This window comes from Microbacterium sp. TNHR37B, from assembly GCF_001620065.1.
GTDB lineage: Bacteria > Actinomycetota > Actinomycetes > Actinomycetales > Microbacteriaceae > Microbacterium.
On the sequence record NZ_LQGV01000001.1, the window covers coordinates 426,498 to 448,560 of the forward strand.

The 22,063-nt window shown below is 68.3% G+C and carries 17 protein-coding genes; 4 read left to right on the forward strand and 13 right to left on the reverse strand.

From position 1 onward, the window contains the following. Nucleotides 1-30 precede the first annotated feature (30 nt). The 6 genes from pepN to dut all read right to left on the reverse strand — a co-directional run bounded on the left by pepN (nt 31) and on the right by dut (nt 9,492). Complete coding sequence (pepN, locus tag AVP41_RS02100; protein WP_067160092.1) at nt 31-2,559, reverse strand: aminopeptidase N; 2,529 nt, start codon at nt 2,557-2,559, stop codon at nt 31-33. A gap of 48 nt (nt 2,560-2,607) precedes the next feature. After that, nucleotides 2,608-4,569 carry a 1-deoxy-D-xylulose-5-phosphate synthase gene (dxs, locus tag AVP41_RS02105; protein WP_067160095.1) on the reverse strand — a complete coding sequence of 654 codons (1,962 nt, stop codon included), beginning with the start codon at nt 4,567-4,569 and terminating at the stop codon, nt 2,608-2,610. Between the two features lie 95 nt (nt 4,570-4,664). After that, complete coding sequence (locus tag AVP41_RS02110) at nt 4,665-7,499, reverse strand: aconitate hydratase (protein ID WP_067160098.1); 2,835 nt, start codon at nt 7,497-7,499, stop codon at nt 4,665-4,667. Between the two features lie 135 nt (nt 7,500-7,634). Further along, nucleotides 7,635-8,435: a DUF3159 domain-containing protein gene (locus AVP41_RS02115; RefSeq protein WP_082828978.1), complete on the reverse strand. Its 801-nt coding sequence runs from the start codon at nt 8,433-8,435 to the stop codon at nt 7,635-7,637. Further along, nucleotides 8,432-9,046: a DUF3710 domain-containing protein gene (locus AVP41_RS02120; protein WP_067160101.1), complete on the reverse strand. Its 615-nt coding sequence runs from the start codon at nt 9,044-9,046 to the stop codon at nt 8,432-8,434. The genes AVP41_RS02115 and AVP41_RS02120 overlap by 4 nt, the downstream gene beginning before the upstream one ends. Continuing rightward, nucleotides 9,043-9,492, reverse strand: coding sequence for a dUTP diphosphatase (gene dut / locus AVP41_RS02125; protein ID WP_197464239.1), 450 nt, complete (start codon nt 9,490-9,492; stop codon nt 9,043-9,045). The genes AVP41_RS02120 and dut overlap by 4 nt, the downstream gene beginning before the upstream one ends. Before the next feature lie 12 nt (nt 9,493-9,504). On the opposite strand from dut, the gene AVP41_RS02130 reads away from it, so the two are divergent. Next, a complete protein-coding gene (locus AVP41_RS02130) occupies nt 9,505-9,993 on the forward strand; it encodes a DUF3093 domain-containing protein (RefSeq protein ID WP_067160108.1) in 489 nt (162 codons plus the stop codon). Here AVP41_RS02130 and AVP41_RS02135 read toward each other — a convergent pair whose 3' ends face one another. Continuing rightward, nucleotides 9,994-10,287: a DUF4193 domain-containing protein gene (locus tag AVP41_RS02135; RefSeq protein WP_067160111.1), complete on the reverse strand. Its 294-nt coding sequence runs from the start codon at nt 10,285-10,287 to the stop codon at nt 9,994-9,996. A gap of 221 nt (nt 10,288-10,508) precedes the next feature. Between AVP41_RS02135 and sepH the strand changes: the two genes are divergently transcribed. Next, nucleotides 10,509-11,561 (forward strand): septation protein SepH, encoded by a 1,053-nt coding sequence (sepH, locus tag AVP41_RS02140; protein ID WP_067160114.1) that lies wholly within the window; start codon nt 10,509-10,511, stop codon nt 11,559-11,561. Nucleotides 11,562-11,571: 10 nt separating this feature from the next. Here the strand turns inward: sepH and AVP41_RS02145 are convergent, their stop codons facing one another. Next, entirely contained in the window at nt 11,572-12,705 is a 1,134-nt protein-coding gene (locus AVP41_RS02145; protein WP_067160117.1) for an alkaline phosphatase family protein, read from the reverse strand. A gap of 98 nt (nt 12,706-12,803) precedes the next feature. On the opposite strand from AVP41_RS02145, the gene AVP41_RS02150 reads away from it, so the two are divergent. After that, nucleotides 12,804-15,260 (forward strand): DNA gyrase/topoisomerase IV subunit A, encoded by a 2,457-nt coding sequence (locus tag AVP41_RS02150; protein WP_067160120.1) that lies wholly within the window; start codon nt 12,804-12,806, stop codon nt 15,258-15,260. A 56-nt stretch (nt 15,261-15,316) separates the two neighbouring features. On the opposite strand, the gene AVP41_RS02155 is transcribed toward AVP41_RS02150, so the two are convergent. After that, nucleotides 15,317-17,386 carry a DNA gyrase/topoisomerase IV subunit B gene (locus AVP41_RS02155; protein WP_067160124.1) on the reverse strand — a complete coding sequence of 690 codons (2,070 nt, stop codon included), beginning with the start codon at nt 17,384-17,386 and terminating at the stop codon, nt 15,317-15,319. Nucleotides 17,387-17,578: 192 nt separating this feature from the next. Between AVP41_RS02155 and AVP41_RS02160 the strand changes: the two genes are divergently transcribed. After that, nucleotides 17,579-17,791 (forward strand): DUF7455 domain-containing protein, encoded by a 213-nt coding sequence (locus AVP41_RS02160; RefSeq protein ID WP_067160127.1) that lies wholly within the window; start codon nt 17,579-17,581, stop codon nt 17,789-17,791. A 27-nt stretch (nt 17,792-17,818) separates the two neighbouring features. Here the strand turns inward: AVP41_RS02160 and AVP41_RS02165 are convergent, their stop codons facing one another. From AVP41_RS02165 to AVP41_RS02180, 4 genes are read right to left on the reverse strand one after another with little or no spacing between them, the layout of a single operon-like run. Further along, nucleotides 17,819-18,841: a sugar-transfer associated ATP-grasp domain-containing protein gene (locus tag AVP41_RS02165; RefSeq protein WP_067160131.1), complete on the reverse strand. Its 1,023-nt coding sequence runs from the start codon at nt 18,839-18,841 to the stop codon at nt 17,819-17,821. 28 nt (nt 18,842-18,869) lie between these two features. After that, nucleotides 18,870-19,892, reverse strand: a complete 1,023-nt coding sequence (locus AVP41_RS02170) for a sugar-transfer associated ATP-grasp domain-containing protein (RefSeq protein ID WP_067160134.1) — start codon at nt 19,890-19,892, stop codon at nt 18,870-18,872. A gap of 1 nt (nt 19,893) precedes the next feature. Beyond that, entirely contained in the window at nt 19,894-20,610 is a 717-nt protein-coding gene (locus tag AVP41_RS02175; RefSeq protein ID WP_067160136.1) for a coenzyme F420-0:L-glutamate ligase, read from the reverse strand. After that, entirely contained in the window at nt 20,607-21,941 is a 1,335-nt protein-coding gene (locus AVP41_RS02180) for an RNA polymerase sigma factor (protein WP_067160139.1), read from the reverse strand. Before AVP41_RS02180 ends, AVP41_RS02175 begins: the two co-directional genes overlap by 4 nt. Between the last annotated feature and the right edge of the window lie 122 nt (nt 21,942-22,063).

A 22,063-nucleotide genomic window follows, 5' to 3' on the forward strand; every position in this document is an offset into this window, starting at 1 on the left:
GGGGCCTCGTTCCGTCCCTCCGGGCCGCCGTCAGCCGTGGGGCTGCATGCTCTGCACACGGAGAGCTCGGGCGAGTCCGTCACGCTGCTCGATCACCAGACGCCGGAGGGCGCCGGGAGCCTCGCGATGCGAGGCGAGCCACGCGTCCACGTCGTCGAGGCGATCGGCGGCCGGGAAGAGGCCGCGGACCAGTCGAGTCGCGATCTCGATGCTGCGGCCCTGCCACACAGCGCCGATCCGGGAGAAGTAGTCCGCGTCGAGGTCGGCGATGAGATCACGGCGCCCACCGGCACGGATGCCCGCGATCGTGGCGTCGAGATGGTCGTTGGAGAGCGTGTCGTCGGTCCACGCGGACGACCATGCGGCTCGTCGCACGGCCGCGTCGGGACGAGCGGCGATGACCGTTCGGTGTGCGCTCGCACCCCGCGACGACCGATCCGCCGCGAGTTCACGATCAGCGTCTGATGGTGTCGCATGCCCCGTCGCCGACAGCGCAGCCAGCCAGCTCCAGCGAAGATCGGGATCGAGGACGAGACCGTTCGGAGTCCGCGTCGTCCCGGCGAGCATCGCCGTGAGCTCACCGGCCCTGTCCGCGCAGACGGCCGCGGCAGTTCCCACCGCTCGCGACCACGCGACTTGCGCGTCGCTGCCGGCGGGGGCCTCGTGCAGTGCGCCCCACACCGTCTGCAGCCACGACGCCTGGAGCGTCTTCCGCTCGCGGGGAGCCGCGTACCGCGCGATCGCGAAGCCGGCGTGGGTGATCGCGTCGCCGAGAAGCGTCGCGTGCGGTTCGCGAGGCGCGTGGCGCGCGACGATGTCGAGATAGTCGACAACGGGCAGCCTGCCGTCGCGGACGGCATTCCACAGTCCGGCCCAGATCACCGAGCGCGCCAACGCATCGTCGAGCGTGTGCAGTCCGCGCGCAACGGTGGCGATCGAGCGATCGTCGAGGACGATCTTCGCGTAGCTCCGGTCGTCGTCGTTGGGCACGACGAGCGCCGTCTCCGGCAGCACGGGAGGCGTCACCGCGGTGCGCGTCGCCGCCACCTCGACCTCGACACCGCCACGGCGAACGAGCTCGTCACCCTCCAGGTCGTAGAACCCGATCCCCAGGCGGTGCGGTCGCGCGTCGCTCTGGATCACCGTCACAGGTGAGTGTCGATCGACTCGGACCTCCGGCACGCCCGTCGTCTGGAGCCAGCTCGCGCTCCAGGACCGCACGTCGCGTCCTGTCGCGGCGCCCTCCAATGCCGTGAGCAGATCATCGAGCCGGGTGTTGCCGAAGGCGTGCGCGGTGAAGTAGTCCCTGACGCCTCGGAAGAAGGCCTCCTCCCCCACGAAGGCGACGAGCTGCTTGAGGAGCGAGGCGCCCTTGGCGTAGGTGATGCCGTCGAAGTTGAGCTTGGCGGCCTCCAGATCGGGGATGTCGGCGACGACGGGGTGTGTCGTCGGCAACTGATCCTGCTCGTAGGCCCACCCTTTCCGGCGACTGGCGAAACTCACCCACGCGTCGGGGAATCCTCCCGCCCGCGCTGCGACATGGGTGCCCATGAAGTCGGCGAAAGACTCTTTGAGCCAGAGGTCGTCCCACCACTGCATCGTGACCAGGTCGCCGAACCACATGTGCGCCATCTCGTGAAGGATCGTATTGGCTCGTGTCTCGTGCTGCGCCGCCGTCGATGCTCCGCGGAAGATGTAACTCTCGGTGAAGGTCACGAGCCCCGGGTTCTCCATGGCGCCGAGGTTGTACTCCGGCACGAAGATCTGGTCGTACGTGTCCCCCCACGGATACGGGCCGCCGAACACGTCTTCGTAGTAGGCCAGGCCTCGGCGCGTGACGTCGAGGATCTCCTCGGCATCGAGGTGGGGCGAGAGCGAGGCCCGGCAGAGGACACCGAGTGCGATCTCGCGCTCCCCCGAGCGGTACGCGGAGGCGACCCGGTGGTACGGTCCGGCGGCCACGGCGGTGATGTAGCTGGACAGCGGCGGCGTCTCTGCGAACGTCACCCGGTCCGTGCCCGCAGCGGAGTTGGTCTCGCGGGCCGTCTGCGCGCCGTTGGAGAGGATGTGCCACGGCGTGGGGGCGGTCACCGAGAACCGCCACCGCGCTTTGAGGTCGGGCTGCTCGAAGCACGGATAGACCCGGCGACAGTCGGCGGGCTCGTACTGCGTATAGAGGTAGACCTCGTCGTCGACGGGGTCGCGGAATCGGTGCAGCCCCTCGCCCGACGAGCTGTAGAGTCCGCGCGCGCGGATGACGACGACGTTCTCCGACTGGAGGCCGTCGAGCCGGATCCGCGCCCCATCCCACTCCACCGCACGCGGCTCCCCGTTGACGGTGACCTCCTCGACGGCTGCGCCGATGAAGTCGATCCAGGTGGAATCACCCGTCGCCCCGAAGGTCAGCACGGACGTCGTCGGGAAGTCGCGGCGCCGGAGATCCCGGGCGTCGCTCAGGTCGAGGTCGACGGAGATGGTCTCCAGACGCAGGCGAGAAGCGCGATCCGCCGTCTCGTCACGGGTGAGGTTCGCGGAGGCAGATGAGGTGGTGTCGGGCACCCCTCCATGCTGTCACGGCCGGGTGGCCGGACCGTCGCGTGCGGGGCGTCAGCGGGTGCGGTGCGCGTCCTCGGACTCGTCGGTCGCCATCCAGCGCGGCGCCGGCTCGACGGGGGGACGCGCGACCGGGATGCGGGTGCCGAGAACCTGTGCCACGACATCGTGGGCGATCTTGGCCGCGGACAGTCCGGCGTCCGCGAGGATCTGCTCACGCGAGGCGTGGTCGATGAACTCATCGGGCAGGCCCAGTTCGTCCACGGCGGTGTCGACGCCGCCCTCGCGCAGTACCTGCCGGACTCGGGTGCCGATCCCTCCCACGCGGATGCCGTCTTCGATCGTGATCACCAGGCGATGGCGGGCGGCCAGTTCCACGACCGACGGGGCGACGGGCACCACCCAGCGGGGGTCGATGACCGTCGCGCCGATGCCCTGCGCACGCAGGCGCTCGGCGACCTCCATCGCCAGCTGGGCCATCGGCCCGATGCCCACGAGAAGCACGTCTTCGCTGTCGGATCGGAAGAGGACGTCGACGCCGTCCGGCAACCGCTCGATGGCCGGCAGATCGTCGGAGACCGAGCCCTTCGGGAAGCGGACGACTGTCGGCGCATCGTCGACGGCGAGGGCTTCGTCGAACTCTTCGCGCAGTCGGGCGGCGTCGCGTGGTGCCGCGATCCGGATGCCGGGAACGAGCTGGAGCATCGCCAGGTCCCAGATGCCGTGGTGGCTCGGACCGTCGGGTCCGGTCACCCCCGAGCGGTCGAGGACGAAGGTGACTCCGGCCCGGTGCAGTGCCACGTCCATCATCACTTGGTCGAAGGCACGGTTCATGAAGGTGGCGTAGATCGCCACCACGGGGTGCAGCCCGCCGAAGGCCAGGCCCGCAGAGGCGGCGACAGCGTGTTGCTCGGCGATCCCGACGTCGTACACGCGGTCCGGGAACCGCTGCGCGAACGGCTGGAGTCCCGTCGGGCGCAACATGGCCGCGGTGAGGGCGATGACGTCCTCGCTGCGCTCTCCCGCCTCGACGAGCGACTGCGCGAAGACGTCCGTCCACGTGAGTGCGCCAGAGGCGCCCAGAGGCTCTCCGGTCACGGGGTCGATCTTCCCTACGGCGTGGAACTGGTCTGCTTCGTCGTTGCGCGCCGGCTCGTACCCACGGCCCTTCTCCGTGATCGCGTGCACGATGACCGGCGAGCGATACTCCTTGGCGAGCTGGAGCGTCTCCAGAAGGGCGTCGAGATCGTGTCCGTCGATCGGGCCCAGGTACTTGATGTCGAGATTCGAGTACAGGGCCGCGTTGTTCGTGAAGCGCGAGAGGAACCCGTGCGTACCGCCGCGCACGCCCCGGTAGAGGGCGCGCCCCATCGGTCCGAGCTTGCGGAAGAACGAATCCGACCCGCGGCGCAGGTGCTGGTAGCTCTCCGCCGTCCGCACACGATTGAGATATCGGGCCATGCCGCCGATCGTCGGGGCGTAGGAACGACCGTTGTCGTTGACGACGATGACGAGGTTGCGGTCGTTGTCGTCGGAGATGTTGTTGAGCGCCTCCCACGTCATACCGCCGGTGAGCGAGCCGTCACCGACGACCGCGACCACATGACGGTCCTTGCGCCCCGTGCGCGTGAGGGCTCGGGAGATGCCGTCCGCCCAACTGAGCGAGCTGGACGCGTGTGACGACTCGACGACGTCGTGCGGGCTCTCGGATCGTTGCGGGTAGCCCGCCAGTCCCCCGCGACTGCGCAACGCGGCAAAGTCTTGGCGGCCGGTGACGAGCTTGTGGACGTAGGACTGGTGCCCCGTATCGAAGACGATGGGGTCGCGCGGCGAGTCGAACACGCGGTGGATGGCGAGAGTGAGCTCGACGACACCCAGGTTCGGCCCCAGATGTCCGCCCGTGCGGGCGACGTTCTCGACGAGGAAGGCCCGGATCTCGTCCGCCAGCTCCCGCAGCTGGTCGGTCGTGAGGGCATCGAGATCACGGGGACCGGAGATCGACGCCAGGAGACTCATTCCACGATTGTATGCGGCTGAACGTGGACCGGTCGTGGGGACACGGAAAGGCCCCGCCCCGCGCGGTTCACGCGGAGCGGGGCCTTCCGACGGTGTCAGACGAGCGAGCGCAGCACGTACTGGAGGATGCCGCCGTTGCGGTAGTAGTCCGCTTCACCGGGCGTGTCGATGCGCACCTTGGCGTCGAAGACGATCGTGTCCTTGCCCTCCGGGGAGAACTCGCTGGGAGCCGCCGTGACCTTGACGGTCTTGGGCGTCACGCCCTCATTGAGCTGCTCGAGACCTTCGATCGAAATGATCTCGGTCCCGTCCAGCCCGAGCGACTTCCACGAGGCTCCCTCGGGGAACTGCAGCGGCACGACCCCCATGCCGATGAGGTTCGAGCGGTGAATGCGCTCGAAGCTCTCGGTGATGACGGCCTTGACGCCCAACAGACTCGTGCCCTTCGCTGCCCAGTCGCGCGACGAGCCGGAGCCGTACTCCTTGCCGCCGAAGACCACGAGCGGCGTGCCCTGGGCCTGGTAGTTCATGCACGCGTCGTAGATGTAGGACTGCGGACCGCCCTCGCGGGTGAAGTCGCGCGTGTATCCGCCCTCGACGACCTGCCCGTCATTGACGGCCGCGACCAGCTCGTTCTTGAGGCGGATGTTCGCGAAGGTGCCGCGGATCATCACCTCGTGATTGCCGCGTCGCGATCCGTAGGAGTTGAAGTCCTTCTGGGCCACGCCGTGCTCGGTGAGGTACTGGGCGGCGGGCGTGCCCGCCTTGATGTTGCCGGCCGGAGAGATGTGGTCGGTCGTGACCGAGTCACCGAGGGCCGCCATGACGCGCGCGCCGTGGATGTCGCTCACCGGGGTGAGGTCCATCGTCATCCCGTCGAAGTACGGCGCCTTGCGGACGTACGTCGAATCGGCGTCCCATTCGAAGACCGGACCGGTGGGCGTGGGCAGGTTCTTCCAGCGCTCATCGCCATCGAAGACGGTCTCGTACTGCTTGATGAACTGCTCACGCGAGATCGAGGAGTCGATGATCTCCTGCACCTCGTCGGGAGCCGGCCAGATGTCCTTCAGGAAGACGTCGTTGCCCTCGGCATCCTTCCCGAGCGGATCTGTCTCGAAATCGAAGTTCATCGACCCGGCCAGCGCGTACGCCACGACGAGCGGCGGCGAGGCCAGGTAGTTCATCTTCACGTCGGGGCTGATCCGGCCCTCGAAGTTGCGGTTCCCGGAGAGCACAGCCGTCACGGCGAGGTCGTTCTCATTGACCGCCTGGGAGACCTCTTCGATGAGCGGACCCGAGTTGCCGATGCAGATCGTGCAGCCGTAGCCGACGGTGTAGAAGCCGAGGCCCTCGAGGTCCTTGTCCAGGCCCGACTTCTCGTAGTAGTCGGTGACGACCTTCGAACCGGGACCGAGCGTCGTCTTGACCCACGGCTTCTGCGTCAGCCCCTTCTCGCGCGCCTTGCGTGCCAGCAGGCCCGCCGCGATCATCACCGACGGGTTGGACGTGTTGGTGCAGGAGGTGATCGCCGCCAGCGTCACGGCACCGTTGTCCAGGATGTAGGAGGAGCCGTGCGGAGGTGTGACGGTGACGGGGCGGGAAGCGGCCGCCGGAGCGCCGCTGTTGATGTGGACCTCGCGGGTCTCGGGCTCTTCATCGCCGGGCGCCCCGCCCGGGTCGGAGGCCGGGAAGGAGTGCTTGGACTCGAGGTCGACGACGTCGTTGGAGACCGACGGCGACGCGTAGTTGAGGATGTCCTTCTCGAACTGCGACTTCGCTTCGGACAACAGAATGCGGTCCTGGGGGCGCTTCGGCCCGGCGATGGAGGGGACGACCGTGGAGAGGTCCAGCTCCATGTACTCGCTGAAGGACGGCTCGGCCGACGGGTCGTGCCAGAGCGACTGCGCCTTGGCGTACTGCTCCACCAGCGCGATGGCAGCGTCATCCCGGCCGGTGAGACGCAGGTAGTCCAGCGTCACGTCGTCGATCGGGAACATGGCGGCCGTGGAGCCGAACTCGGGGCTCATGTTCCCGATGGTCGCGCGGTTGGCCAGCGGCACCGACGCGACGCCGGCGCCGTAGAACTCGACGAACTTGCCGACCACGCCGTGCTTGCGCAGCATGTCGGTGATCGTGAGGACGACGTCGGTCGCCGTGACGCCGGCGGGGATGTCGCCGGTGAGCTTGAAGCCCACGACACGCGGGATGAGCATCGACACGGGCTGTCCGAGCATCGCGGCCTCGGCCTCGATCCCGCCCACGCCCCAGCCGAGCACGCCGAGTCCGTTGACCATGGTGGTGTGCGAGTCGGTGCCGACGCAGGTGTCGGGGTAGGCGCGCAGCGTGCCGTCGACGGTGCGGTCGTAGATGACCTTGGCGAGGTGTTCGATGTTGACCTGGTGCACGATGCCCGTTCCCGGCGGAACGACCTTGAAGTCGTCGAACGCGGTCTGACCCCACCGCAGGAACTGGTAGCGCTCACCGTTGCGCTCGTACTCGATCTCGACGTTGCGCTCGAGGGCGTTCTCGGTGCCGAAGAGATCGGCGATGACGGAGTGGTCGATGACCATCTCGGCCGGCGAGAGCGGATTGACGCGGGCGGGGTCTCCCCCGAGGGCCGTGACGGCCTCGCGCATCGTGGCGAGGTCGACGATGCACGGAACGCCGGTGAAGTCCTGCATGACCACGCGTGCCGGAGTGAACTGGATCTCGGTGTCCGGCTCGGCATCGGGATCCCACGATCCCAGCGCCTCGATCTGCGCCTTGGTGACGTTGGCACCGTCCTCGGTGCGCAGCAGGTTCTCCAGCAGCACCTTCAGGCTGAACGGGAGCTTGTCGTAGCCCGGGACTGTGTCGATGCGGAAGATCTCGTAGTCGGTATCGCCGACCGTCAGGGTGCTCTTGGCTCCGAAGCTGTCAACTGTGGACACGTCTGGTCTCCTTCGTCGGCGGACGCAGGCGCACGGCCTGTCGATTCCATCTTCCCGCTGCTCCGACGCGCAGGCTAGTGAGGTAGCCCTTACCGGGGCGGGAGAGATATTTATCTTGATGTCGAGATAAATCTATCACGCCGCGGGTGGCTCGACGCGCCGGTACAGAGCGCGGACCGTCAGCCAGGTGACCGCGACCAGGGGCGCGAACAAGGGCAGACCCATCACGAGTTTCAGGGTGCCGAGCGTGGTGACGTCCCTGGCGAGGTAGAGCGGGAACTGCACGGCGAGGCGGAGGAAGAACAGGGCCGCCCACGCGATCGTGAGCCAGAAGAAGACCCGTCGTTTGCGGCGATCGGCGCGCCAGCTGGTTCCCTCGTTCATGAGGAAGCCAACGGCCAGACCGATCAGAGACCAGCCGACGAGGGCGGAGATCAGGAGGGCAGAGCCGTAGGCCGCATTCGTGATGAGGCCCGGCACGAAGTTGTCCTCGCCGCGGCCGGTCCACAGCGCGAGCCCCGCGGCGACGGCGGCAGCGACCAGGCCTCCGAGGGCCGCGCTGAGGGTGGATCGCTGCACGAGTCGGATGACGGTGAACAGCGCGGCCGATCCGACCGAGACGACGAGGGAGAGCACGAGATCGCGGGTGATCGTGAACAGGATGACGAAGGCGAGCCCGGGGACCACCGACTCGAAGATGCCGCGCCATCCGCCCATCGCGGCCCAGACCACGTGACCGGTGCTGGCCTCACGGGAAGGATCGAGGCCGGCCCGTCGAGCCGCCCCGCCGAGCGCTTGGCTGATCAGTTCGGACGCGGTGGGCTCGGGGGGCGTCAGCCCGGGAGCAGTCGCTGCCGCGCCGCGCTCCGACGAGCTCTCGTCTGCCGGACCCGAGCCGATCGGCGCGCCGCCCTGAGTGTCGCGGGCGTCGCTCATGCCGAACCGGGCGCGGCCGGCATCTTAAGCGGAATGAGATCACGGGGAGGCATGGGAGTGCTGCCCCGGACCACGACCAGGGAGCGGAAGAGGTCCTCGACCTTCTCAGCCGCGGCGACGTCCGCCGCGGCGGCGCCACCGATGACGCCGCGAAGGAACCACCGGGGGCCGTCGATCCCGACGAAACGTGCGATGCGCTTGCCGCTGGCGCCTTCCGCGCCGGCCACGACGGGCACTTCGGCGAGCAGCTCGGGGCCGAGCGGGCCCTCGCGCTCCTCGACGCGGCCGCCCTGCTGGCGGATCTGCTGTCGGATCTGCTCTCGCGTCTCATCCCACAGCCCGCTCGACCGAGGAGCAGCGAACGGCTGGACCTGAAGGGTGGACTCGGCGTAATCGAGTCCGACCGCCACGATCCGCTTGGTCTGCTCTTCCACCTCGAGACGGAGGTTCAGGCCTTCCCGAGGAAGGACCTTGATCCCGCCCAGATCGATGTACGGCCGTACCGGATTGGCTTCGGACTCGTCGAACGGCCCGGCGCTGGCCCGGTCTGTGGGTGCTGCCTTCGGACGGTCGCCGGGAGCGGGAGCCGCAGGTGACGTCGGATCGGTCATGAGGTGCGTCCTGTCTGGTAGCCGGTGGAGCCGAAGCCGCCCTCCCCGCGCGTGCTGTCGGGGAGCTCGTCGACCGGGAGGAAGGTGGCACGGGTGACGGGCATGACGATCATCTGCGCGATGCGGTCGCCGGGCATGACCTCATAGGCGTTCTCGGTGTCCGTGTTGAGGAGGGAGACCTTGATCTCGCCACGATATCCGGCATCGACGGTGCCGGGTGAGTTCACGATCGTGATCCCGTGCTTGGCCGCCAGCCCGCTGCGCGGCACGACGAAAGCCGCGAAGCCCTCGGGGAGCGCGATACGTACGCCGGTCCCCACGAGAGCGCGCTGCCCCGGAGCCAAGGTCACGGCTTCGGCGGCGACCAGGTCCGCCCCCGCGTCGCCGGGGTGGGCGTAGGTCGGGAGGAGCGATGCGATGATGGGGATGTCCACACTTTGGATCACTCCACGAGGGTAATGCACAACGCCATGACCGAACTGAGACCGTCCGCCGTCGAATATCGGGAGCGGTTGAGCCCATCGTTGTGGGTACTCGTCGCCGCGGCCGTCAGCGCGCCCATGGTCGCGCTCGTGTTCACCCCCATCGACGCGACGCTCGCGCTGGTGGCCGGTGTCGTTGTCGCGGTGGCGGTGACGGGCGGTTTGGTGGCCTCAGCCCCTGTGGTCGAGGTCCGGGACGGCGAGCTCCGCGTCGGCCCCGCACACATCCCCGTCGACCTCCTCGGCGAGGCCGAGACGGCGACGGGCGAGGATGCACGGCAGGCACGAGGGCCGGGCCTCGCCCGCACGGCGTGGCATCTGTTGCGTCCGGGGATCGACGGCGTGGTTCGGGTTCCCGTCGACGATCCGCGTGATCCGGTGACCGAGTGGGTGTTCTCCTCGAGGACGCCGGATCGAGTGGCGGCCGCCGTTCGCCGCGCGAGGACGGCCGCCGTCAGCGGCTGATCAGGCCGCGCACTCCACGCATACCGCCCCTGCGGCGGACTCGTGGTCGATCTGGGTACGGTGCTTCACGAGGAAGCACTCGATGCAGGTGAACTCGTCCTCCTGCGGGGGCAGCACGACGACGTCCAACTCCAGGTCGGACAGGTCGGCGCCGGGCAGCTCGAACCCCGAGGGGTTGTCGGCGTCCTCGGAGTCAACCGATCCGGACAGCTTGTCGGGGACGCGTTCCTTCAGAGCCTCGATCGACTCGCTGTCGTCTTCGGTCTTGCGGGGGGCGTCGTAATCCGTAGCCATGCTCGAACGTCTCTACTTCCAGGGTTTGCGTGGGGTCGCGGCCCGAATCGGGCGGCCATAGTTTGCACGACGCCACCACATTTCGCAAATGCCGCCCGGATCCCACTGATTTCCGGCGGGTGCGTCGCGTGAAACTCGCGGCGCGCCCCCGATATTCCCGACCATGTCGAGTGCCTGTGACACCATGGGCGCACACCCAGGATCTGGAGGCGCGTTTCCGCATGGAACAGCTCAAAGTCATCGGCATCGAAGACGGCGTGCTCGTGCTCGCCACCGAGTCGGGCGACCGCTTCTCGTTGCCCGTCGACGAGACGCTCCGGTCGCACCTGCGCCGCGTGACGCGCGACCACGAGTCGCGTGCGGCCCGTCCCAGCCCTCGGGAGATCCAGTCCCACATCCGCGCCGGCATGTCGGCGGAAGAGGTCGCGACGCTTCTCGGCGTCCGGGTCGAGGACGTGGCCCGCTTCGAGGGTCCTGTCCTCGCCGAGCGAGAGCACATCGTGGGTCAGGCGCTCGCGGTCCCGGTTCTCATCAGCGGCGAGCTCGATCCCGACGCGCAGCCGACATTCGGCGCCGCGGTCCGCGCGAAGCTCGCCGAGGCGGGAGCGACCGGTGAGCGCTGGACCAGCTGGCGGGAGCAGAACGGCTGGATCGTGAAGCTCGAGTTCACGGCGGGCGACGTCGACCACGACGCCCGGTGGACGTTCGATCCGAAACGGGCCACCCTGGCCCCGCAGAACGCCGATGCGACGCAGCTGTCTCGGCAAGGCTCTCTGCCGGAAGGGCTCATCCCGCGGCTGCGGGCGCTGGACTCCTCCGGGGTGAAGGACGCGTCCCGGTTCGACAGTGGCGCTTTCGGCCCGCGCCGTGTCCCGGATGCGCAGTTGGAGACGCCCGAGGTCCGCGAGCCTGCCAGCCCGGCGGTGCAGCAGGCCGCCATCAAGCGGGCTCCCGAACAAGGCGTGACCTCCACCGACACGGCCGATCTCCTCGAAGCCCTCCGTCGGCGGCGCGGGCAGCGCGAGGCCATGCCGGCGGAGCCGGCGTCATCCGACCAGCGCGTCGACTCCTCGCCCGTGGCCCTGTTCGACGCTCTGGAGCCCGGCTACGAGGAGGCGGCTCCCCAGACGGACGCTCCGTCTTCGGACGATCCAGCGCCGGCGAATGTGAATGGCGACGGAGCGGCCTCGGCGGAATCCTCTCGCCGTAAGGGGCGCACGTCCATGCCGTCCTGGGACGAGATCGTCTTCGGCGCGCGCACCGAAGACGGCTGAGGCCGACCGGTCAGCGGCTGAACGCCCCGAGTCGGACGAGCGGAACAATGCGCTCCTGATCGGTGAGTGAGCCGTGCTGCCCGATCATCCGCTGGGGCTTCTTGTCCGGCTCTCGGTCGTCGTAGTACGCAATCGCGCTGCGCGCGGCGACGAGCACATCACCGATCCGCGGCGCTACCGCCTGCTCGACGCGGGGTCCGAACAGGCCTGCGTCGATGGCCTCCGCTCGTGACATCACCCACGACCTCGCGTGCTCGCTCTCTCGCCAGCGGGAGAGGACACGATCAGCGGAACCGGTCTCGGTGTAGAGGTGCAGCATGCGTGGCTCCCCCGCGACCACGTCCACCTCGTCGACGAGCGGATCGCCCTCCCGCAGGAGGACGTGCTTGTGCGCAGGCACGTCGACCATGCCGTGATCCGCGGTCACGAGCGCGCCGGTGCCCGCTGGCAGCGCCCGGGTGAACGTCTCCAGGTCCCGGTCGAGGTCCTCCAGAGCGGTCAACCATCGAGTGCTCTCCCATCCCGACGCGTGGCCGACGGTGTCGAGTTCGGGCACATAGACGTAGACGAGGGCGCCGTCGTGCACACGCACCGCCTCCACCGCCCTCGCCAGCCGCTCCGCTACCGAGCCGGCCGCGAGGAAAGTGGCGCCGCGCTGGATCGCCGTCGTGAACCCGGTTCCGGCGTACAGCCCCTTGGAGACGACGAAGCACGGCCTCCCCCGCGAGGCTTCGAGCTCGAAGAGAGGAGAGGACCGTTGCCACAGGAGCGGGTCGAGGCCGTCGCTCTCCCACCCCTTGAGCTGGTTGACCGCTCTTCCGGTCTCGGGCACGCGCACGCGGTATCCCACGATGCCGTGTTCACCGGCCGGCCGACCGGTCAACAGGCTCGTGAGCGAGGTCGCGGTCGTGGAGGGAAAGCCGGCGCGCACGGCATCGGCTTTCGCCAGTCTCGACGACAGGAAACGCGCGTGGCCGGAGCGGGCGGTGAGGTTGGCGCGGCCGAGCCCGTCGACGAGGACGACGATCGCCGACCGCGCGGGTGGGAACCAGTCCCCGCCACCCTCCAGCGCGGCAATCGTCTGTGACACGACGTCGGTGAGGCTCCGGGCGCTCGGCGGGTCCGCGGGTAGGCTGAGTGGCATCGGGGTCAGTCTCGCACACGGCACCCGTTCCCCCGCGGATCGCGGGATCGGCTCGACGATCCCGCGCCGCCCGCTCGTCCCGGAGGACCACTCGATCCATGGCCGCCTCGCGCAACAGCCCCGTGCCCGCTGGTGAACGTATCGAGGACGTCGACGTCTCCGCCGAGATGCAGGGATCCTTCCTCGAGTACGCCTACTCGGTCATCTACTCGCGTGCGCTCCCCGACGCGCGCGACGGTCTCAAGCCCGTCCAGCGACGGATCCTCTTCCAGATGGCCGATATGGGATTGCGTCCCGATCGCGGGCACGTCAAGAGCGCCCGCGTCGTCGGCGAAGTGATGGGCAAGCTCCATCCCCACGGCGACTCCGCGATCTACGACGCCCTCGTGCGGCTCGCGCAGGACTTCGCGCTGCGCGTGCCGCTCGTCGACGGGCATGGGAACTTCGGCTCGCTCGACGACGGCCCGGCGGCGGCTCGCTATACCGAGGCGAGGCTGGCTCCCTCGGCGCTCGCGCTGACGGAGAACCTCGACGAGGACGTGGTGGACTTCGTCCCCAACTACGATGGCCAATTCCAGCAGCCCGACGTGCTGCCGGCGGCCTTCCCCAATCTCCTGGTCAACGGGACCACGGGCATCGCGGTGGGGATGGCGACGAACATGGCGCCGCACAACCTCATCGAGGTGGTCTCGGCGGCCGTGCACCTGCTGGACAACCCCGATGCCACGCTGGAAGAGCTGATGGAGTTCGTCCCCGGCCCCGACCTCCCCGGCGGCGGCGTCATCGTGGGGCTCGACGGTGTGAAAGACGCCTACGCGACGGGTCGCGGGACGTTCCGCACGCGCGCGAAGGTATCGGTCGAGTCGCTCGGTCCGCGCCGCACGGGTCTGGTCGTGACCGAGCTGCCCTACATGGTCGGACCGGAACGTGTCATCGAGAAGATCAAGGACGCGGTCGGCGCGAAGAAGCTCACCGGGATCGCGGACGTCGTCGACCTCACCGACCGCAACCACGGGCTGCGGCTGGTCATCGGGATCAAGACCGGCTTCGATCCTCAGGCCGTCCTGGAGCAGCTGTACCGACTGACTCCGCTCGAGGACTCCTTCGGCATCAACAACGTCGCCCTCGTCGACGGGCAACCGCAGACGCTCGGGCTGAAGGATCTGCTCCGGGTCTACCTCGACCATCGCATCCAGGTCATCACTCGCCGTAGCCGCTTCCGGCTCGCTCGACGCCGCGAGCGTCTCCATCTCGTGGAGGGGCTCCTCATCGCGATCGTCGACATCGACGAGGTGATCCAGGTGATCCGCACCTCGGATGACGGGGAGCAGGCGCGGTCCCGGCTGATGGATGTCTTCGACCTCTCGCAGCCGCAGGCGGAGTACATCCTCGAGCTGCGACTGCGGCGGCTGACGAAGTTCTCCCGTATCGAGCTCGAGAACGAGCGCGACGCTCTGAACGCGGAGATCGCCGCGTTGGAGGAACTGCTCGCCAGCGAGACCCTGCTGCGCGGCCAGGTCGCCCGCGAGCTCGAGGCGGCCGCGGAGGCGTACGGCACTCCCCGTCGGACGCTTCTGCTCAATGGCGGACCGGTTGCCGCACGGTCGCGTTCGGCGAAGCCGGCCGATCTGCAGATCGCCGACGCGCCTTGCCGCGTGTTCCTCTCTGCGACGGGGCGCATGGTGCGGGCGGAGCTGAGCGATGACCTGCTCGGAGGAGGGGGCGTCGTGCCGCCGACGCGGCGCTCCAAGCACGACGCCGTCCGGGCGGCCGTCGACGCGACGACGCGGGGCGACGTGGGCGCGATCACGACGTCCGGCCGCCTGATTCGCTTCTCCCCCGTCGACCTTCCCTCCGTGCCGGCGAACTCGGTACAGCTGGCCGCGGGGGCCCGAGCCGACCAGTACCTGGCTCTCGGTGCGGGCGAGCACGTCGTCACGATCGTGCCGCTGACCGAGGGGCCTCCGATCGCACTCGGAACGGCGCAGGGCATCGTCAAGCGCGTGTCGGCCGCGGAGCTTCCGGCAGGCAAGCATGACGTCGAGATCATCTCCCTCAAGCCCGGGGATCGTGTGGTCGGGGCGGGGCCCGCCCCCGACGACGCCGAGCTGCTGTTCGTCACGAGCGACGCCCAGCTGCTGCGCTTCGATGCGTCGGCGGTCCGGCCGCAAGGGCGTGCGGCGGGAGGCATGGCGGGGATCCGGGTGGCGGACGGAGAGCGAGTCATCTTCTTCTCGCCGCTGTCGGCCCGCGACGATGCCGTCGTGGTGACGGTGGCCGGTTCGACCGACTCGCTGCTGGGTGCCGACGCGGGAAGCGGAAAGGTCTCCGCCCTGTCCGAGTTCCCGGCGAAGGGTCGTGCCACCGGTGGTGTGCGCGCCCAGCGCTTCTTGAAGGGTGAGAACACCCTCAGCCTCGCCTGGGTGGGAACCGACCCGCGCGCTGTCGGTCCGGATGGCGCGGTGCGGTCGCTGCCCGACGCCGGAGCGAAGCGCGACGCGTCGGGTGTCGCGCTCGACGCGGTGATCGGCGCCGTAGGCTCCCCGATCGGCTGAGCGTCCGGCGGCCTCGGCCGTCCGGCCGGACAAGGCCGGCGGCACGCGGGGCCGGGTCAGGCGTCGATAGCCTCGCGGTCCAGGCGGTCGGCGGAAGACACGATGAAGTCGCGTCGGGGTGACACGTCGCTTCCCATCAAGAGCTCGAACACGTGGGCGGCGGCCTCGGCGTCCTGCACGCGGACCCGCCGCAGAGTGCGACCGGCGCGGTCCATCGTCGTGGTCGCGAGCTGATCGGCATCCATCTCGCCCAGACCCTTGTACCGCTGCACGGGCTCCTGCCAGCGTCTGCCCGACTTCTGGAGGCGGTTGAGCAGCGCGTGGAGCTCCTGCTCGCTGTAGGTGTAGATCGTCTCGTTCGGCTTGGAGCCCGGGTTGATCGCGATCACCCGGTGCAGCGGGGGCACGGCGGCGTAGACCCGCCCCTCCTCGATGAGAGGGCGCATGTAGCGGAAGAACAGCGTCAGCAAGAGCGTACGGATGTGCGCGCCGTCGACGTCGGCGTCGCTCATCAGGATGATCTTTCCGTACCGGGCGCCGGCGAGGTCGAAAGAGCGCCCCGACCCGGCGCCGATGGTCTGGATGATCGCGGCGCACTCTGCGTTGGAGAGCATGTCGCTGATCGAGGCCTTCTGCACGTTGAGGATCTTTCCTCGGATGGGCAGCAGCGCCTGGTACTCGCTGTTGCGCGCGTGCTTGGCCGTGCCGAGGGCCGAGTCGCCCTCGACGATGAAGAGCTCCGACTCGGCGACGTCGTTGCTGCGGCAGTCGGCGAGCTTCGCCGGCAGCGAGGACGATTCCAGCGCGTTCTTCCGGCGCTGGGTCTCCTTGTGCGTACGCGCAGAGATGCGCGCCTTCATCTCGGCGACGACCTTGTCCAGCAGCAGCGCCGTCTGAGCCTTGTCGTCGCGTTTGGTCGACGCGAACCGAGCGTTCAGCTCCTTCGTCACGACGCCCGCGACGATCGCGCGAACGGCGGGGGTGCCGAGGATCTCCTTCGTCTGCCCCTCGAACTGGGGCTCCGGCAGCCGCACCGTCAACACGGCGGTCAGACCGGCGAGGATGTCGTCCTTCTCGATCTTGTCGTTGCCGACCTTGAGTCGTCGAGCGTTCTGGTCGACCTGGGTGCGAAGCACCTTCATCAGACCCTGCTCGAAGCCGGCTTGGTGAGTGCCGCCCTTGGGCGTCGCGATGATGTTGACGAAAGAGCGGAACGTCGTGTCGTACCCCGTCCCCCACCGCAACGCGATGTCGACGTGACACGTCCGCTCCACATCGGTCGGGATCATGGCGCCGCTGTCCTGCAGCACGGGAACGGTCTCGGTGAAGGTTCCCTCACCGGTCAGTCGCCACGTGTCGGTCACGGCCGCGTCGGCGGCGAGGAAGTCCGCGAACTCGGAGATGCCCCCGTCGAACCGGTAGCTCGTCTCGGTGCGTTCCTCGCCTCGCTCATCCGCGATGACGATCTCGAGACCCGGCACCAGGAACGCGGTCTGCCGCGCGCGCTGCACGAGCTCGTCGAGATGGAAGGACGCGTCTTTCGTGAAGATCTGACGGTCGGCCCAGTAGCGGATGCGTGTGCCGGTGACACCCTTGGCGGTCTTTCCGATGACGCGGAGCTCCGAGGACGCCTCGAAGGGCCGGAATGCGGCGTCCGGCTCGGGCCCGTCGAAGACGCCCGGCTCGCCGCGATGGAACGACATGGCGTAGGTCTTGCCGCCGCGGTCGACCTCGACGTCCAGCCTCTCGGAGAGCGCGTTGACGACCGAGGCGCCCACGCCGTGGAGCCCTCCCGATGCGGCGTAGGAACCGCCGCCGAACTTGCCGCCGGCGTGAAGCTTGGTGAAGACCACTTCGACGCCGGTGAGCCCTGTTCGGGGTTCGACGTCGACGGGGATCCCGCGCGCGCGGTCGCGGACCTCGACGCTGCCGTCGGCGTGGAGGACGATATCGATCCGGTCACCGAAGCCGCCCAGCGCCTCGTCGACCGCATTGTCGATGATCTCCCACACGCAGTGCATGAGACCGCGCGAATCGGTGGAGCCGATGTACATGCCGGGACGTTTGCGGACCGCTTCGAGCCCTTCGAGCACCTGAAGATGGTGGGCGGAATACTCGGAGGTCACAGTGCTCAAGGATATCCGGGGCTCCCGACCCCGCGAGCGCGACACACGTCGCGGCCCGCGATGTCCCGCGACCTTGCCGAAACACCGTACGCGCAGAGCGAAATGTGACCGGGGGCGGGCATGCTCGACGGCATCGCGTGGTTGTATTGCACAGATCCCAACTGGAGTTCAGGCACTGAGGAGGCACCCAGAATGAGCATCTCGACAACCGCAGAGCAGGGCGTCCTCGAGCACCGCCTGACCGCGGCCGACCGCTGCGATTCCTGCGGGGCGCAGGCGTACATCGCGGCGGAGGTCAATGGCAGCGAACTGCTCTTCTGTGCGCACCACGGGCGCAAGTACGAGGAGAAGCTGCGCAGCGTCGCGACGTCGTGGCACGACGAGACCGATCGCCTGCTGGCCTGAGCCGGCCCGTCTCTTCCCGCGGCCCGGTCAGAACCCGACGGCCGCCTGGTACACCGGGAGCAGTCCGGTGCGCACTCCGGAGGCCGACGGCTTCGGCTGGAAGACGCTGGAATTGTGGTTCCCCTCGATCACCACAGGCCCGTTCGGCGTGATCGCGAGGTCCCATCCCACGTAGGGGGCTTCCGGCGTGCGTCGGGCGAGCTGTTCGGTGATCTCGAGGACGCGGTCGTACATCGGCACCCGGAACCCGACGATGGGCGTCCCGGTGACGGGGTGCTCGCGGTACACGTTGCTGCGCTTGTCCACGCCAGGGTAGAGGGCGACGCCGTCGTCATCGAGCATGGTGAACATGCCCCCGGAGGCGAAGTTGTCGATGACGTCGCCGTTGCCGATCCGCAGCACCGCGGCCAAGAGTCGTACGCTGCCGCCGGGCTCCGGACCGCGCTGATCCAGGAACGTGATCATCCGCACCGTGTTCACGCTGTCGGGGTAGAGCGCGCTCATCTCCGGATGCTGGACGATGAACTCATCGATGATCGTCTGTCCGGCAGCGGTCACCTCCTCGCGGAACGCGGCGACGTCGGTGACGTTCTCGTGGAGGGTGATTCCGCCGCCGCCCTGACCGTCCAGCGGCTTGGCGAGCACCTTCGGGTGGCGGGTGAGGAAGCCCGCCAGCGTCGTGTCGTCGACGTCGCGCACATCGATCGTCTCCCGACCGAGGAGGTCGGCGTATTCGCGCGCGAAGCGGCGCTTGTCCTCCAGCTTCGCCCGTCCCTCGGCGGTGTTGTACATCCGGGTGATGCGGAACGACTTCGGGTGGGTCATCCACGTCTTCCGCTCCTTCGCCGTGAGGAGACGAATGTCCCACACGGCGTAGTCACGGAACCCCATGTCGTATCTCACGGAGCACCAGAGCATGTCCGCGATGAGCACGGGCAACGGAGCCTTCGACACCTTCTGGGCCTGCCGAGCGAACTCGACGAGGTTTCCGGGACGGAGCTTGGCCGCGCGGCGCGCGAGGTAGCGCAGGCGAACGGTGGCTCTGCTCATGGGCTGGTCATCCTTCCGGGGCGCGTGCTCAGAAGCGCATCGCAGCGCGGTATCTCGGCAACAGCCCGCGCCGGATGCCCGAGACGGAGGGCTTGGACTGGAAGACACCCGTGTTGTGGTTGCCTTCGATCACGACGGGGCGTTCGGGCGTGATCGCGATGTCCCAGCCGATGTAGGGCATTGCCGGAACACGCCGGGCCAGCCGGTCGACGAGTTGCAGGATCTCGCCGTACAGCGGCACCTGATATCCGCTGATCCGCTCCCCCGTGACGGGGTGAGTCTCGAACGGGTGACCTTCTTCGTCGCTGGCGGCGTGGAGGGCCCGGCCGTTCTCGTCGAGCATCGTGTACATGCCGCCGTTGCTGAAGTTGTCGATGACGCCGCCGTTGCCGATCTTCAACACCCCCGCGAGGACGTGAACCGTTCCGACCGGGTCGAGATAGGTGACCATGCGTAGGGAATTGACGCTCCGCGGGTAGAGGCGCGCCATCTCCGGGTGCTGTTCCAGCACTTCTTCGACGAGGGTCTGCCCCGATGCGAGGAGCTCACGGCGCAGCTCGCTCACATCGGTGATCTCCTCGCGGTCGCGCATCGTGATGCCGTTACCGCCGACGCCGGTCGGGTTCTTCGTGATGATGCGCGCATGGCGTCCGACGAAGGCCTCGAGGGCGGCGACATCAGTGGTCGAGACGTCCAGCCACTCCCTGCCCAGCTCGTCACCGAACTGCTCGGCGAATCGGAGCTTGTCGTCGAAGATCGCCCGTTGACTGTTGTCGTTGAGCTTCCGCGAAAGGTGGAACGACTTGGGGTCGGTCATGTACGTCTTGCGCTCGCGGGCGCGAAGAATCCGGAAGTCCCACTCGGAGTAGTTCTCGAAGGTGGTCTCGTAGCGCACCGCGCACCACGCCATGTCCAGCACGACCCACCACAGCGGAGCTCGCGAGAGAGACCTGGACTGACGCGCGAACTGCAACACCCGTTCGCGGTCGAAGGAGACGATGCGCTTCACGAAGAAGCGCGCGCGTCGATAGAGCCGATTGACCGCGGACACGTCAGTTCCCGTCGGACGAGGTCGCGCGGCGGATGATGCCGAGCGGGGTGGACTGGTGTCCCTGACCGAGCGGATTGTCGCTCAGGATCTCCACGAGCCGCCGTTCGCCGGCCGCATCGAGCGTCGAGCCGAGGATGTTGCCGCCGATGTCGTTGATGTCGACGACCGCGACCTCGTTCTCTCCACCCAGGAGCTGCTTGAGGTGCGCAGCGACCTTGTCGGGCTCCTTCGGACCGAGCACGACGGCCTTGTTGTATGGCGGAATGGTGTGGCGAGTCGGACCGTCGATCGAACGTGCCTTGTCGCCCGCGATGCGATAGAAGTCACCGCGTCGCCCGACGAGCTTCCCCACGGCGCTGACGGCGGCCGCGAACAGGATGCGCGGTGTACCGCACTCCCGCAGCGCCATCTCCATGGTCTCGGGCATGCCGAGGCCGATCCCGTACGACGTCTTGACGACGTAGCGCGACAGGAATCGCGCGAGCGGCCGCGGGGTGATCTCCTCCACCAGGAAGGAGCGCCCCTGCGTGATCGCGACGATCTTCTCCGTCACGAAGAGGAGATCGTCCGCTCGGAGCTGCGGACGCGCGTACTCGAGGACGAACGCGTCCAGGTCGTCCCCCGGCATGACGACTCTCGTCCGAATCGGAAGCCGCGCAAAGCGCGTGCCGTCGACGGCGATCTCCAACGATTTGCCGTCGTTGGCCTGTGCACTCATTCGAGGTAGTCCCGCAGCGACTGCGAACGCGACGGGTGCCGCAGCTTCGCCATCGTCTTGGACTCGATCTGACGGATGCGCTCTCGGGTCACTCCGAAGGTGTCGCCGATCTGGTCCAGCGTCTTCGGCTGACCGTCTCCGAGACCGAAGCGCATGCGGATGACTCCCGCCTCGCGCTCCGACAGGGAGTCCAGGAGCGCCTCCAGCTGACGCTGGAGCATCGTGAACCCCACGGCGTCCGCGGGAACGACCGCCTCGGTGTCCTCGATCAGGTCGCCGAACTCGCTGTCGCCGTCCTCGCCGAGAGGCGTGTGCAGGGAGATCGGCTCGCGGCCGTACTTCTGCACCTCGATGACCTTCTCCGGGGTCATGTCGAGTTCGCGGCTGAGTTCCTCGGGCGTGGGCTCGCGCCCCAGGTCCTGCAGCATCTGTCGCTGCACGCGCGCCAGCTTGTTGATCACCTCGACCATGTGCACGGGAATGCGGATGGTGCGCGCCTGGTCGGCCATGGCGCGTGTGATGGCCTGACGGATCCACCACGTCGCGTAGGTCGAGAACTTGAACCCCTTGGTGTAGTCGAACTTCTCGACGGCGCGGATGAGACCGAGGTTCCCCTCCTGGATGAGGTCGAGGAACTGCATCCCGCGTCCCGTGTATCGCTTGGCGAGGGAGACGACCAGTCGGAGGTTCGCGCCGAGGAGGTGACTCTTGGCGCGCTGGCCATCGCGCGCGACCCACTGGAGGTCGAGGCCCAGCTGCGACGACTTCTCGCTGGCCGACATCTGCGACAGCTTCTCTTCGGCGAAGAGGCCTGCCTCGATGCGCATGGCGAGCTCGACCTCTTCGGCCGCGTTGAGGAGCGGGACCTTGCCGATCTGCTTGAGGTAGTCCTTCACCGGGTCGGCCGTGGCGCCGGTGATCTGGGTCGAGTAGACCGGGACGTCGTCCTCGTCGCTCGAGGAGATCACGATCGCGCCGGTGGGAAGCGGCTCCGTGAAGGCGGGCTTCGCGGCGCCCTCCTCGTCTTCGTCGTCGTCCTCGGAGTCGGCCTTCTTGGCCTTCTTGTCGGCGGGCGCGTCGGTGGTGTCGTCCTCGGTGTCGTCGTCGTCGGTGTCGGTGACCTCGTCGATGTCGCCCTCGTCGTCGAGGTCGGGTTCGTCGTCGTCCTTGGCGGTGGCCTTGCTGGCGCGAGCCTTCGCCGGGGCGGCCTTGGTCTTGGCGGCACCGGACTTGGTCGCGGTCTTGCGCGCCGGCTTCTGGGCCGGGACTGCGGTCGCCTCTTCGGTGTCCTCAGCCTTGCGGGTGCGGGTGCTCTTCGTGCCTGACGTCACGTCTCGCCTTTCACCGACGATGGTCGTCGGGGTTTCGGACACTAGTAAGACCCTTGTCAAGTCCTCCGGGCCGTCGAGCGGACGACGAAACGGGGATGACAACGGGTCAGATGTCCTATTCT